Source organism: Sediminihabitans luteus (genome assembly GCF_002797595.1).
GTDB classification, from domain to species: domain Bacteria; phylum Actinomycetota; class Actinomycetes; order Actinomycetales; family Cellulomonadaceae; genus Paraoerskovia; species Paraoerskovia lutea.
In genome coordinates this window covers 67,500-80,960 of sequence record NZ_PGFE01000006.1, presented here as the reverse complement: position 1 = coordinate 80,960, position 13,461 = coordinate 67,500, and the positions used below count along the sequence as shown (strand labels likewise).

Annotated in this window: 11 protein-coding genes; 3 read left to right on the top strand and 8 right to left on the bottom strand. The window is 73.9% G+C overall.

All coding sequences use genetic code 11. From position 1 onward, the window contains the following. Positions 1-16 precede the first annotated feature (16 nt). The 4 genes from CLV28_RS14150 to dapA all read right to left on the bottom strand — a co-directional run bounded on the left by CLV28_RS14150 (position 17) and on the right by dapA (position 6,530). The gene (locus CLV28_RS14150) at positions 17-2,743 is read right to left on the bottom strand and encodes an FtsK/SpoIIIE family DNA translocase (RefSeq protein ID WP_100423985.1); all 2,727 of its coding nucleotides are present in this window, start codon (positions 2,741-2,743) and stop codon (positions 17-19) included. A gap of 73 nt (positions 2,744-2,816) precedes the next feature. Beyond that, positions 2,817-3,740 carry a DUF4328 domain-containing protein gene (locus CLV28_RS14145; protein ID WP_100423984.1) on the bottom strand — a complete coding sequence of 308 codons (924 nt, stop codon included), beginning with the start codon at positions 3,738-3,740 and terminating at the stop codon, positions 2,817-2,819. 148 nt (positions 3,741-3,888) lie between these two features. After that, positions 3,889-5,574 (bottom strand): ribonuclease J, encoded by a 1,686-nt coding sequence (locus CLV28_RS14140; RefSeq protein ID WP_100423983.1) that lies wholly within the window; start codon positions 5,572-5,574, stop codon positions 3,889-3,891. 20 nt (positions 5,575-5,594) lie between these two features. Next, positions 5,595-6,530, bottom strand: coding sequence for a 4-hydroxy-tetrahydrodipicolinate synthase (dapA, locus tag CLV28_RS14135; RefSeq protein WP_100423982.1), 936 nt, complete (start codon positions 6,528-6,530; stop codon positions 5,595-5,597). A 104-nt stretch (positions 6,531-6,634) separates the two neighbouring features. Here dapA and CLV28_RS14130 point away from each other — a divergent pair, with 104 nt between their 5' ends. The 3 genes from CLV28_RS14130 to CLV28_RS14120 are packed head-to-tail and all read left to right on the top strand — an operon-like array spanning position 6,635 to position 8,216. Beyond that, on the top strand, positions 6,635-7,363 hold the full coding sequence (locus tag CLV28_RS14130; protein ID WP_100423981.1) for an AzlC family ABC transporter permease: 729 nt from the start codon (positions 6,635-6,637) through the stop codon (positions 7,361-7,363). Next, positions 7,360-7,680, top strand: a complete 321-nt coding sequence (locus tag CLV28_RS14125; RefSeq protein WP_100423980.1) for an AzlD domain-containing protein — start codon at positions 7,360-7,362, stop codon at positions 7,678-7,680. Before CLV28_RS14130 ends, CLV28_RS14125 begins: the two co-directional genes overlap by 4 nt. A 26-nt stretch (positions 7,681-7,706) precedes the next feature. After that, a complete protein-coding gene (locus tag CLV28_RS14120) occupies positions 7,707-8,216 on the top strand; it encodes a GNAT family N-acetyltransferase (RefSeq protein ID WP_100423979.1) in 510 nt (169 codons plus the stop codon). A 150-nt stretch (positions 8,217-8,366) separates the two neighbouring features. On the opposite strand, the gene CLV28_RS14115 is transcribed toward CLV28_RS14120, so the two are convergent. From CLV28_RS14115 to CLV28_RS14100, 4 genes are all read right to left on the bottom strand, one after another. Next, entirely contained in the window at positions 8,367-8,861 is a 495-nt protein-coding gene (locus CLV28_RS14115) for a hypothetical protein (protein WP_100423978.1), read from the bottom strand. Beyond that, complete coding sequence (gene dapB / locus CLV28_RS14110; protein ID WP_100424075.1) at positions 8,858-9,616, bottom strand: 4-hydroxy-tetrahydrodipicolinate reductase; 759 nt, start codon at positions 9,614-9,616, stop codon at positions 8,858-8,860. The genes CLV28_RS14115 and dapB overlap by 4 nt, the downstream gene beginning before the upstream one ends. Before the next feature lie 178 nt (positions 9,617-9,794). Further along, positions 9,795-11,117, bottom strand: coding sequence for a M16 family metallopeptidase (locus CLV28_RS14105; RefSeq protein WP_100423977.1), 1,323 nt, complete (start codon positions 11,115-11,117; stop codon positions 9,795-9,797). 1 nt (position 11,118) lies between these two features. After that, on the bottom strand, positions 11,119-13,368 hold the full coding sequence (locus CLV28_RS14100; protein ID WP_100423976.1) for a polyribonucleotide nucleotidyltransferase: 2,250 nt from the start codon (positions 13,366-13,368) through the stop codon (positions 11,119-11,121). Positions 13,369-13,461 lie beyond the last annotated feature (93 nt).

Genomic DNA, 13,461 nt, shown 5'->3' with positions numbered 1-13,461 from the left:
ATCGGGCGCTCACCGGTCAGGCGAGCGGGTCGTCCCCGTCGGCCGGGGCGGCCTGGTCGTAGACCTCCGCGCCGGGCTCCCCGCGCAGCATCGCGAGCGTGCCCGGCAGGTCGTCGGGCTGCACGAGCACCTCGCGCGCCTTCGACCCCTCGGAGGGACCGACGATCTCGCGGGACTCGAGCAGGTCCATGAGCCGTCCCGCCTTGGCGAACCCGACGCGCAGCTTGCGCTGCAGCATCGAGGTCGAGCCGAACTGGCTCGTCACGACGAGCTCCGCGGCCTGCAGCAGCAGGTCGAGGTCGTCGCCGATGTCCTCGTCGACCTGCTTCTTGGCGCCCGCCGCGACCGCGACGTCCTCCCGGTAGACGGGCTTGAGCTGGGCCTTGACGTGCTCGACGACGGCGTGCACCTCGCGCTCGGACACCCAGGCGCCCTGCACGCGCATCGGCTTGGCGGCGCCCATCGGCAGGAACAGCGCGTCGCCCTGACCGATGAGCTTCTCGGCGCCCGGCTGGTCGAGCACGACGCGCGAGTCCGCGAGCGACGAGGTCGCGAACGCGAGCCGCGACGGCACGTTGGCCTTGATGAGGCCCGTGACGACGTCGACCGACGGGCGCTGCGTCGCGAGCACCAGGTGGATCCCGGCGGCACGGGCGAGCTGCGTGATGCGCTGGATCGACGCCTCGACGTCGCGCGGGGCGACCATCATGAGGTCCGCGAGCTCGTCGACGACGACCAGGAGGTACGGGTAGGGGGCGATCTTGCGCTCCGACCCGGGCAGCGGCGTGACCTTGCCCGCACGCACCGCGGTGTTGAAGTCGTCGACGTGCTTGTACCCGAACATCGCGAGGTCGTCGTAGCGCGCGTCCATCTCGCGCACGACCCACTCGAGCGCCTCCGCGGCCTTCTTCGGGCTCGTGATGATGGGCGTGATCAGGTGCGGGATGCCCTCGTAGATCGTGAGCTCGACGCGCTTGGGGTCGACGAGCACGAGGCGCACCTGCTCGGGGGTCGAACGCATGAGGATCGACGTGATCATCGAGTTGATGAAGCTCGACTTGCCGGCGCCGGTGGCTCCCGCGACCAGGATGTGCGGCATCTTGGCGAGGTTCGCCACGACGTAGCCGCCCTCGACGTCCTTGCCGACGCCCATGACGAGCGGGTGCTCGGTGCGGCGCGCGGCCGACGAGCGCAGCACGTCGCCCAGCACCACGGTCTCGCGGTCCGAGTTCGGGATCTCGATGCCGATCGCCGACTTTCCCGGGATGGGCGACAGGATGCGCACGTCGGCGCTCGCGACCGCGTACGCGATGTTCTTGGACAGCGAGGTGATCCGCTCGACCTTGACGGCCGGACCGACCTCGACCTCGTAGCGCGTGACCGTCGGCCCCCGCGTGAAGCCCGAGACCTTCGCGTCGATCGTGAACTGCTCGAAGACCCGCGTGAGCGACTCCACGACGCGGTCGTTCGCGGCCGAGCGCACCTTGTGCGGGGCCCCCTTGACGAGCGAGTCCTCGCTCGGCAGCAGGTACACGATGTCGCCCTCGAGCACGCCCTGCACGCCCTGCGGCACGGGCTGGTGCTCGGGTGCCCCGGCGGGCCGCACGGCGGTGCCGGCGCCGACGACGACCTCGGCCCCGGCCGGGCCGTCAGGACGCGGGACGGCCCGCGTCGCGTCGTCCGCCTCGAGGACCTCGGTCGCGGCGGCCTCGGCCGCGTCCTGCTCCTCCTGCGCGACCCGCTCGATCTCGGCCGCACGCTCGAACGCCTCGTCGCCCGAGAACCCGCCCGGCCAGTCGACCGCGGCCGGCGCCTCGGCACGCTCGGGGGTCTTGCGGCGGCGGCGCGGGCGGCGGACCTTCTCGGTCACGTCCTCCGAGCCGTCGTGGCGCGAGACGCCCTCGGCGAGCTGCAGGTCGTCGTCGTCCACGACGTCGGACGACGCGTGGCCGCCCGTGAGCCGCTCGTACAGGGCCCCGAGCCGCGACGGGATCGCGTGCACGGGCGTCGCGGTCACGACCAGCAGGCCGAAGAAGCCGACGAGCGCGAGGATCGGCACCGCGAACCAGACGGTCAGCGCCGCCACGAGGGGCGTGGCGCTCAGGTAGCCGACGATCCCGCCCGCGTCCTGGACCGCCGCGAAGCCGTCGCGCGGCGCCGGGAGGTCCGCCGAGACGTGCACGAGGCCGCAGACCGCGACCGTGAGGAACCCCAGGCCGATCGCGACGCGCGAGTTCGCCTGCGAGCGCTCCGGGTGACGCATGACGCGCACCGCGAGCCAGATCAGCAGCACGGGCAGCGCGACCGCGACCACGCCGAACGTGCCCGCGAAGACCGCGTGCACGACGTCGCCGAACACGCCCTCGATGCCCCACCACTCGCGCGCGGCGACGACGACCGCGAGGCCGATCAGCAGGAACGCGACGCCGTCGCGCCGATGTGCGGGGTCCAGGTCCTTCGCTCCCTTGCCGATCGCTCGAGTCGTGCCGCCCACGGCGTGCGCGGCCCCCAGCCAGAGGCCCGACACCGCACGCACCGGCCAGGGTCGCTGCGCGCGGGCGGCAGGCTTGCGGGCGGCGGGCTTGCGGGCCGCGGTGGTCCGCTGCGCCTGGGCCCGGCCCGACGACGTCCGCCCGGACGCGCCGGAGGTGCGGGGCTTGGCCGTCGTCGACCGCCCGCCGACGCGCGAGGCCGACGCCCGTGCCGTGGTGGACCGGGCGGAGGAGGACGGTCGAGTCGCCATAGTGGCTTCACCGTACCCGCCGACGCCGGGGAGCCCCGGGAGGCCGGGCCGTGTCCCTCGCCACGCCCGAGGGTCAGTACGGCGCGGGGCCCGGCCCGGCGCCGCGCGCGGCGAGGGATGCGTCGAGCTGTCCCCGGCCGATCTCCCGGACGAGCAGCGCCCACCCGACGAGCGCGGCGAGGCTCGCAAGCGCGCCGAGCGTCTCGAAGAGCGGGAGGGCGGACCAGGAGTCGAGATCGGCGGACCGGAGCAGGTTCCGCGAGAGGTTCGCCGAGACGCCGAGGCCGAGCCACCCGGCCCACCAGAGCCCGAGCGGGGCACTGCGCCGCTCGACGCTCGCCGCGCGCACGTCCCGCACGACCTGCAGCGGGAACCAGAACGACACGACCGGCACGAACCAACCGAGCCACACCCACACGCGCGACCGTGCATGGTGCCACCCGGGCGAGTGTGCCTCCGCGAAGCGACGGCTCTTCCAGAGCCAGACGATGCTCACGACGCCCGCCGCGATCAGGGCCAGGACGTAGAACGCGTTCACCGCGTCGTAGGCGTTGACCGTCGCGAGCGAGTCCGAGCGTCCCGCGACGTAGTCCTCGACCTCGCTGACGGCCCCGACGGAGAGGATCGCGGCGATCACCTGGATCGCGGCGACCAGCGCGCACAGCGCGACCGAGACGGTGCCGAGGGACCGCGGCACGCTCGGGAGCCTGGCCCCCCAGGGCGCGTGCCACCCGGGCGGTGCCGGGTGCGGCGATCCGTACGTCGGGGCAGGCGGGGCCTGCTGCCCGTAGGCCGCCGTGCCGTAGGGCGCCGTGCCGTAGGGCGCCGTGCCGTAGGGCGCCGTGCCGTAGGGCGCACCTCCGGGTGCGCCGTAGGGCGGCGGCACGGGCGCGCTGCCGTAGGGCGACGTCGTGGGTTCGCCGGAGGGCGCGGGCGTGGCGCCGGACTGCGGCGGCACGGGCACGGCAGGGTGGTGCGCGGGGTCGTTCGTGGACACTCGGCCTCCTCGTCGGGTGGACCGCCAGCGTAGGGGCGGGCCGCCGCCCGCCGACGGCGGTGTCCACCCCTCGGAGTCGACCCCTGCGTCCGCGGAGGATCGCCGAGCGCGGGCCCCGTGGGGCCCGCGCCGGGATCGGACGCCGGGATCAGGCGCCGACGACGACCGGGACGATCATCGGGCGGCGACGCAGGCGCGTCGCGACCCAGCGGCCGACGACGCGGCGCATGATCTGCTGGAGCTGGTGCATGTCGGTCGCACCGCCGGCGATCGCGTCCTCGAGGGCCTGCACGACCTGCGGGCGCACGTCGTCGAACACCTTCGCGTCCTCCGCGATGCCGCGGGCGAGGATCTGCGGACCCGCGATGACCTTGCCGGTCGCCGAGTCGACGACCGCGAAGATGGACACGAAGCCCTCCTCGCCGAGCACGACGCGGTCCTTGAGCTCGGCGTCGGTGATCTCGCCGACGCTCGAGCCGTCGACGTACACGTACCCGCACGGCACGGCGCCCACGACCGAGGCCTTGCCGTCGACGAGGTCGACCACGACGCCGTCCTCGGCGAGCACGACGCGGTCGGCCGGCACGCCGGTCTTGACCGCGAGCGCCGCGTTGGCGAGCAGGTGGCGGACCTCGCCGTGCACGGGCATGACGTTCTTGGGCTTGAGGATGTTGTAGCAGTAGACGAGCTCGCCCGCGCTGGCGTGCCCCGAGACGTGCACCTTGGCGTTGCCGCCGTGCACGACGCGCGCACCCAGGCGCATGAGCCCGTTGATGATGCGGAACACGGCGTTCTCGTTGCCCGGGATGAGCGACGACGCGAGGATCACGGTGTCGCCCATGCTGACGGAGATCTTGTGGTCGCCGTTGGCCATGCGGCTCAGGGCCGCCATGGGCTCGCCCTGCGAGCCGGTGCACATGAGCACGACCTCGTGGTCGGGCAGCGAGTCGACCTTCTTGAGGTCGATCAGGACGCCGTCCGGCACCTTGAGGTAGCCGAGCTCGGCGGCAATGCCCATGTTGCGGATCATCGAGCGCCCCACGAGCGCGACGCGGCGGCCGTGGTTCGCGGCGGCGTTGAGGACCTGCTGCACGCGGTGCACGTGCGACGAGAACGACGCGACGATGATGCGCTTGTCGGACTGGCCGAACGTCTGGTCGAGCACGGGGCCGATCTCGACCTCGGGCGTCACGAACCCGGGGACCTCGGCGTTGGTCGAGTCGACCATGAACAGGTCGACGCCCTTCTCGCCGAGGCGCGCGAACGCGCGCAGGTCGGTGATGCGCCCGTCGAGCGGGAGCTGGTCCATCTTGAAGTCACCGGTGTGCAGCACCGTGCCCGCGGCGGTCGTCACGGCGACCGCGAGCGCGTCCGGGATCGAGTGGTTGACCGCGACGAACTCGAGGCCGAACACGCCCGCCTGGAGCGTCTCGTCCTCGACGACCACGCGCGTCACCGGCGTGATGCGGTGCTCCTTGAGCTTGGCCTCGACGAACGCGAGCGTGAGCCGCGACCCGAGGATCGGGATGTCGCGGCGCAGGCGCAGCAGGTACGGCACGGCACCGATGTGGTCCTCGTGGCCGTGCGTGAGGACGATCGCCTCGATGTCGTCGAGACGGTCCTTGATGTAGTCGAAGTCCGGCAGGATCAGGTCGACGCCGGGCTGGTTGTCCTCGGGGAAGAGGACGCCGCAGTCGATGACGAGCAGCCGGCCGGCGTGCTCCAGGACCGCCATGTTGCGGCCCACCTCCCCGAGGCCGCCGAGGGCGACGATCCGCAGACCGCCGTCGGGCAGCGCGGGAGGGAGGGAGAGTTCGGGGTGAGGGTGGCTCACAGGGCCTCCTGGCCTTGATGTCAGTGCGCGGCCCCGCTGAGGGGCCGTGCGGGGTCGAGGACGCCCGCGGCGGCCAGCGCGTCGCGCATGGCCGCCGTCTCGGCGTCGCTCGCAGGAACGTTGGGCAGCCGCATGGCGCGGCTGCTGATGACGCCGAGCACCTCGGCGGCGGCCTTGGCCATGACGGCCTGCGCGCCGGCGCCGTTGAAGGCGTCGACCACGGGGAGCACGGACCGCATGATCTCGAGCGCGCGCGCGTGGTCGGCGGCGTCCCAGGCGGCGGTCAGCGCGGCGTACTGCGGCGCGAGGGCGTGCGTGGCGACGCCGACGAGGCCGACGGCGCCCTGCGCGAGCATCGCGAGGTAGAGCGAGTCGTCGCCGCAGTACCACGCGAGGCCGGTCCGGGCCGAGGCCGCGGCGACCGTCGCGACGTCGCCCGTGGCGTCCTTGACCGCGACGACGTTGTCGTGCGCCGCGATGCGGTCGAGCGTGCCGGCGCCGATGCGCAGGCCCGTGCGGCCCGGCACGTCGTAGAGCATGACGGGCAGGTCGGTCGAGCCCGCGACGGCGGCGAAGTGCTGGTACAGGCCGTCCTGGGTCGGTCGCGTGTAGTACGGCGTGACGACGAGGAGCCCGTGCGCCCCGGCCTCGGCGGCCTGCTCGGCCATCCGGACCGCGTGGTCGGTGTCGTTCGACCCGGCGCCCGCGACGACGCGGGCACGGTCGCCCACGGCCGCGACGACGGCACGCACCAGGTCGGCCTTCTCGGGGGCGTGCGTCGCGCCCGACTCGCCCGTCGTCCCGCTCACGACGAGACCGTCGTTGCCCTGGTCCACGAGGTACGTCGCGAGGCGTGCCGCGGCGTCGAGGTCGACCGCGCCGTCCGCGGTCATGGGGGTGATCATCGCCGTGAGCACGGCCCCGAACGGGCGCGCCGGAGAAGCAGGGGAAGCCATGGGTCCAACCTACCGTGCCGAGGGGCTCCGACGTGCGGCGAGACCGCCGACGGAACCACGCCGGCACGACGGCCGACGACCGACGCGGCGGGTAGCCTGACGCGGTGACGGACGACGGCTCCCCTCCCCCGGACCCCGGGGTGCGCGACGCCGTCCGGCAGGCCCTGTCGGTCTCGTTCGCGACCGGGCTGTACGGCGTGTCGTTCGGGGCGCTGTCGACGGTCGCGGGCCTGAGCCTGGCCCAGACGGCCGTGCTGAGCCTGCTGATGTTCTCGGGCGGGTCCCAGTTCGCGCTCGTGGGCGTGGTCGGCGGCGGCGGCGCACCGGTCTCGGCGATCCTCAGCGCGAGCTTCCTCGGGGTGCGCAACGCGCTGTACGGGATCCGGCTCGGGCCCCTGCTCGCGCTGCACGGGTGGCGACGCGTGCTGGCGGCCCACCTGACGATCGACGAGTCGACCGCGGTCGCGACCGCGCAGTCCACCCGCCGCGCGGCCCGCGCGGGGTTCTGGTGGACCGGCGTCGGGGTGTTCGTGCTGTGGAACGCGTTCGTCCTCGCGGGTGCGCTCGCGGGCGACGCGCTCGCCGACCCCGGCCGCTGGGGCCTCGACGCCGCCGCCGCAGCCGCGTTCCTGGGCCTGCTCTGGCCGCGCCTGAGCACGCGCGAGGTGCGCCTCGTCGTGCTCGCCGCGGGCACGCTCGCGCTCGTCCTCGTGCCGCTCGCCCCGCCCGGCGTTCCCGTGCTCGCCGCGGCCGCGCTCGCGGTCGTGATCTCGCGGACCCCGGCGGGCCGGCGTCCGGCCGCGGACGACGCCGGGCCGGGGGTGGCCGCATGAGCGACGCCGCGCTGTGGGTGACCGTCGTGGTCGCGTCGCTCGTGAGCCTCGCGATCAAGCTCGTCGGGCAGTACGCGCCCGAGCACTGGGCCTCCTCGCCGCGCGTGGTGCGCACCGCGACGCTCGTCACCGCGGCGCTGCTCGCCGCGCTCGTGGTGGTCCAGACCGTCGACGGCGGGCGCTCCATCAGCGTCGACGCCCGCCTGCCCGCGCTCGCGGTCGCGGCGCTCGCGCTCGCGCTGCGGGCGCCGTTCCTCGTCGTGGTGGTGCTCGCCGCGGCGACCGCGGCGGGGCTCCGCGCGCTCGGGTGGGGCTGAGCGCGGCGTCCGGTAGGGTCCGCCGCATGGCACTGTTCACCGATACCGCCGACGTCTCCGTGCGCCCCGCCGTCGCGGGGGACGACGCTGCGGTGGCCGCGGTCCAGGTCGCCGCGTGGCGCGTCGCGCACGCGACGACGCTCGGCGAGGACGTGCTCGACCTGCTCGACACCGAGCGCATGCGCGGCCAGTGGGCCGACGCGATCGACTCCCCGCCCGGCCCCGGCTTCGCGGTGCTCGTCGCGCTCGACGCCGCGGACGTCGTCGGGTTCGTCGCGCTGTCCCCCGGCCAGGTGCTCGCGCTCGAGGTGCTGCCCGCGCACCAGCGCCACGGGCACGGATCACGGCTGCTCGGCGCGGCCGTCGACCGGCTGCGCCGTGACGGCGCCGACGAGGTGGTCGCCTGGGTGCTCGACCAGGACTCCGCGCGCGAGGAGTTCCTCGCGGGCGCGGGCCTCGGCCCCGACGGCCGGGAGCGCACGCTCGCGACCGGGGTGCGCGACGTCGTCGAGCGCCGCTGGTCCGCCACGATCTGAGGCGGCGTCCCCGGGTCCTCACCGACCCCGCGTCCTCACCGACCCCGGGGCCGAGCCGAGCACGTCGCCACCGAACCCGGTCGACGCCACCGCCGGTCGACGCCACCGCCGGTCGACGCCACGACCGGTCGACGCCACGACCGGCCCTGACTACGCCTCGGCCGGGCCGCCGCCGTCGCGCGGGGCCGCCGGCGCGTCGTCCGACCTCGACCGGTAGAGCGCGCCCGCCCGGCGCAACGCACCCCGGGCGCGCTTGCGGTCGCCCGAGGCGTCGTACGCGAACGCCAGGTGGTACCAGGCGCGCCAGCTCTCGGGCGCCGCGTCGACCGCGTCCCGGTAGGGACCGAACGCGGCGTCGGCGGCCGCCCGGTCGATCCGGCCGCCGGGCGAGCGCGGCAGGTCGTCGACCGGGAGCTCACCCGCCCCCGCGAGCTCGTCGGCCATGCGCTGCACCGTGCGCGCGAGCAGGAACTCCTTGGCGATCAGCCACACCGCGACCACGGGGATCACCGCGACCCCGACGCCGATCCCGACCGCGAGTGGCTCGCCCGTCCGCACGAGCGCGAGGGCCCGCCCGCCGATCTGCCACACGTACAGCGCGAGCAGCGCCGTGACGAGGACCGCGCCGAGCAGGCCCTTCCTCACGACAGGTCCATGACGTTCTCGAGGCCGACCGTGAGGCCGGGCCGCGACGCGACCTCGCGCACCCCGAGCAGCACGCCCGGCATGAACGAGACGCGGTCGAACGAGTCCTGGCGGATCACGAGCTGCTCGCCCTCGTTGCCGAGCAGGATCTCCTCGTGCGCGACCAGGCCGCGCAGCCGCACCGCGTGCACGCGCACGCCGTCGACGTCGGCGCCGCGCGCCTCCCAGCCCTGCTCGGTCGCGTCGGGCGAGGGGCCGAGACCCGCCTCCCGGCGGGCGCGGGCGATCGCCGTGGCGGTGTGCGTGGCCGTGCCCGAGGGCGCGTCGACCTTGGTCGGGTGGTGCAGCTCGACGACCTCGGCCGACTCGAAGTAGCGTGCGGCCTTCGCCGCGAACGTCATCGCGAGCACCGCCGAGAGACCGAAGTTCGGGGCGATCAGCACACCCACCTCGACGCCCTCGGCCGCGCGCCGCGCGAGGTGCTCGCGCAGGCGTGCGCGGCTCTCGTCGGTCCACCCGGTCGTCCCGACGACGGCGTGCACGCCCGCGTCGATCAGGGCGTGCACGTTGGCCTCCGTGACCGACGGCACGGTGAAGTCGACCGCGACCTGCGCGCCCGACCCCGCGAGCACCGCAGCGAGGTCGTCACCGTCGTCGACGCGCGCGACGAGCTCGAGGTCCGGGGCGGCCTCGATCGCGGCGCACGTGGTGCTGCCCATGCGGCCCGCGGCCCCCAGGACCGCGACGCGGATCACGGGCGCCGCGGGGGTGTCGCCGGAGCGGGCGTCGGGCTGCGCGGTCGACGCGTCGGCGGGGTGGGCGGGGGACGTGGGGGTCTGCGCGTTCACGCACCCAGCCTATCGGCCCGCGACGGCACGACCCCCGCCCTGACCAGGACGGGGGTCGTGCGACGTGCAGGACGCGGGCAGGTCGTCAGGCGCCGAACGGTCCGACGCGCACGACCGACCGGGGGCGGGACGCGAGATCGGCCGCGAGGTCCTGGACCTCCTGGGCCGTGACCGCGCGGATCCGCTCGATCGAGTCCTCGAGGCTCAGCAGGCGACCGTGCACCAGCTCGGACTTGCCGAGGCGGTTCATGCGGGCGCCCGAGTCCTCCATGCCGAGCACCATGCCCCCCGTGTGCTGGCCGACCGTGCGGCGCAGCTCGGCGGCCGTGATGCCGTCGTGCGCGAGCCGGTCGAGCTCCTCGCCGAGGAGCTTGGTGACCTCGTCGATCTTGCCCGGCGCGCACCCGGCGTACAGGCCGAACGTCCCCGTCTCGCCGTACCCCGACGCGAACGAGTACGTCGAGTACGCGAGGCCGCGGCGCTCACGGATCTCCTGGAAGAGCCGCGAGCTCATCGAGCCGCCGAGCACCCCGTTGAGGACCGACAGCGCGAAGCGGCGCTCGTCGGTCGCCGAGAGCCCGGTGCCGCCGACGATCACGTTGGCCTGCTCGACCGACCGGTGCAGGTCGAGCTCGACCGCGGCGGTGTGCGACGCCGGGGCGACCCCGGTGCGGCGCCCGCGCGGCACGCGTGGCGTGGACACGTCCCACCCGCCCGTGGCGAGCGCGGCCGAGACCTGGGCGCACAGCACGTCGTGGTCGACCCCGCCCGCGGCCGAGACGACGAGCGTCTCGGGACGGTAGTGCTCGGTGTAGTGCTCCCACACCGCGTCGCGCGGCACGGCCGTGATCGTCGCGGGCGTCCCGCCGATCGGGCGTCCCAGCGGGTGCCCGTCGAGCACCGCCTGAGCGAACTCCTCGTGGACGACGTCGGTCGGGTCGTCGTCGTTCATCGCGAGCTCTTCGAGGATGACCCCGCGCTCGGTCTCGAGCTCGTCCGCGTCGATGACCGCCGAGGTGACCATGTCGCAGATCACGTCGACCGCCATGGGCAGGTCGGCGTCGAGCACGCGCGCGTAGTAGCACGTGTGCTCCTTGCCGGTCGCCGCGTTCGCCTCGCCACCGACCTCGTCGAACGCCTCGGCGATGTCCATCGCGGACCGCGTCGGGGTGCCCTTGAAGAGCAGGTGCTCGAGGAAGTGCGTCGAGCCGAAGTGGCCGCTCGTCTCGTCGCGCGAGCCGACGCCGACCCAGGCGCCGACCGTCGCGGAGCGCTGACCGGGCATCGCCTCGGTCAGCACCCGAACGCCGCCGGGCAGGACGGAGCGACGGATCGTCGCGCCGTCCTGCCCGGCGGTCAGCTCGCTGCCGGTCTCACCGGCCGCGACGAGCGGGAGGTCCCAGGGCACCTCAGGCGTCGGCCGAGGCCGGGGCCTCGGTCGACGCGGCCTCGGCGGCCTTGTCCTCGTCCTCGGTCACCGCGTGCAGCGAGAGCTTGCCGCGCGGGTCGATCTCACCGATCTGGACCTGGACCTTCTGCCCGATGGACAGCACGTCGTCGACGTTCTCGACGCGCTTGCCGCCCACGAGCTTGCGGATCTGGCTGATGTGCAGCAGGCCGTCCTTGCCCGGCGAGAGCGAGATGAACGCGCCGAACGACGTGGTCTTGACGACCGTGCCGACGAAGCGCTCACCGATCTCGGGGACGTGCGGGTTCGCGATCGCGTTGATCGCGGCCCGGGCGGCCTCGGCCGACGGACCGTCGGTCGCGCCGATGTAGACCGTGCCGTCGTCCTCGATCGAGATGTCGGCGCCGGTCTCCTCCTGGATCTGGTTGATCATCTTGCCCTTGGGGCCGATGACCTCGCCGATCTTGTCCACGGGGACCTTGACCGCGATGACGCGCGGCGCGTTGGGGCTCATCTCGTCGGGCACGTCGATCGCCTCGGCGAGCACGTCGAGGATCGTCATGCGGGCCTCGCGGGCCTGCGTGAGCGCACCGGCCAGGACCGACGCGGGGATGCCGTCGAGCTTGGTGTCGAGCTGGATGGCCGTGACGAACTCGCGCGTGCCGGCGACCTTGAAGTCCATGTCGCCGAACGCGTCCTCGGCACCGAGGATGTCGGTGAGCGCCGCGTAGCGGGTCTCGCCGTCGACCGTGTCGGAGACGAGGCCCATCGCGATGCCCGCGACCGCGGCCTTGAGCGGAACGCCCGCGTTGAGCAGGGACAGCGTCGAGGCGCAGACCGAGCCCATCGAGGTCGAGCCGTTCGAGCCGAGGGCCTCGGAGACCTGACGGATCGCGTAGGGGAACTCCTCGCGGCTCGGGAGCACGGGCACGAGCGCACGCTCGGCGAGCGCACCGTGGCCGATCTCGCGACGCTTGGGGCTGCCCACGCGGCCGGTCTCGCCGGTCGAGTACGGCGGGAAGTTGTAGTTGTGCATGTAGCGCTTGCGCGTGACCGGACCGAGCGAGTCGATCTGCTGCTCCATGCGCAGCATGTTCAGCGTCGTGACGCCGAGGATCTGCGTCTCGCCACGCTCGAACAGCGCCGAGCCGTGCACGCGCGGCAGGACCTCGACCTCGGCACCCAGCGTGCGGATGTCGGCGAGCCCACGGCCGTCGATGCGGAACCCGTCGGTCAGGATGCGCTGGCGGATGAGCTTCTTCTGCAGCGAGCGGTACGCCGCCGAGAGCTCCTTCTCGCGACCCTCGAAGCTCGCGCCGAGCGCCTCGACCGTCTCGGCCTTGACCTCGTCGATGCGGGCCTCTCGGTCCTGCTTGTCCGCGATCTGCAGGGCCTCGCCGAGCGCCGCCGTGGCCTGCGCCTCGACCGCCGCGTAGGCGTCGTCCTGGTAGTCGGGGAAGAGCGGGAGCTCCTTGATCGGCTTGCGGGCCTTGTCGGCGAGCTCGATCTGCGCCTCGCACAGCGCGCGGATGAACGGCTTGGAGGCCTCGATGCCCTCGGCCACGACGGCCTCGGTGGGCGCCTGCGCGCCCTCGCTGATGAGGTTCCACGAGTCGTCGGTGGCCTCGGCCTCGATCATCGCGATCGCGACGTCGGGGTTGCCCTGCGCGTCGGTCACGATGCGACCCGAGACGACCATCTCGAAGACGGCGCGCTCCTTGTCGCTGTACTTGGGGAACGCGACCCACTGGCCGTCGACGAGCGCGATGCGCACGGCGCCCGCGGGGCCCGAGAAGGGCAGGCCCGAGAGCTGCGTCGAGAGCGAGGCCGCGTTGATCGCGAGGACGTCGTACGCGTCGTCCGGGTGGCTTGCGAGGACGGTCACGACGACCTGGACCTCGTTGCGCACGCCCTTGACGAACAGGGGGCGCAGCGGGCGGTCGATCAGACGGCACGCGAGGATCGCCTCGGTCGAGGGGCGGCCCTCGCGGCGGAAGAACGAGCCGGGGATGCGGCCCGCGGCGTACATGCGCTCCTCGACGTCCACCGTGAGGGGGAAGAAGTCGAAGTGGTCCTTGGGGTGCTTGCCGACCGTCGTGGCCGACAGCAGCATGGTCTCGCCGTCGAGGTAGGCGACGGCGGTGCCGGCGGCCTGCTTGGCCAGACGGCCCGTCTCGAAGCGGATGGTGCGCGTGCCGAAGCGACCGTTGTCGATCACGGCCTCGGCGAACTGGATCTCGGGACCCTCCACGGGTGCCCTCCTGTCTCGTCGACGCGCCGCGCACGGCATCCGGCGGTCTTCGATCGAGGTCCACGGCTGCTCGCGCGTGCGAGGTCCGGGGGC

Coding starts and splice junctions, on each gene's coding strand:
- CLV28_RS14120 (WP_100423979.1), top strand. CDS start 7,707: ATGGCACTGTTCACCGATACCGCCGACGTCTCCGTGCGCCCCGCCGTC.
- CLV28_RS14125 (WP_100423980.1), top strand. CDS start 7,360: ATGAGCGACGCCGCGCTGTGGGTGACCGTCGTGGTCGCGTCGCTCGTG.
- CLV28_RS14150 (WP_100423985.1), bottom strand. CDS start 2,743: ATGGCGACTCGACCGTCCTCCTCCGCCCGGTCCACCACGGCACGGGCG.
- dapA (WP_100423982.1), bottom strand. CDS start 6,530: ATGGCTTCCCCTGCTTCTCCGGCGCGCCCGTTCGGGGCCGTGCTCACG.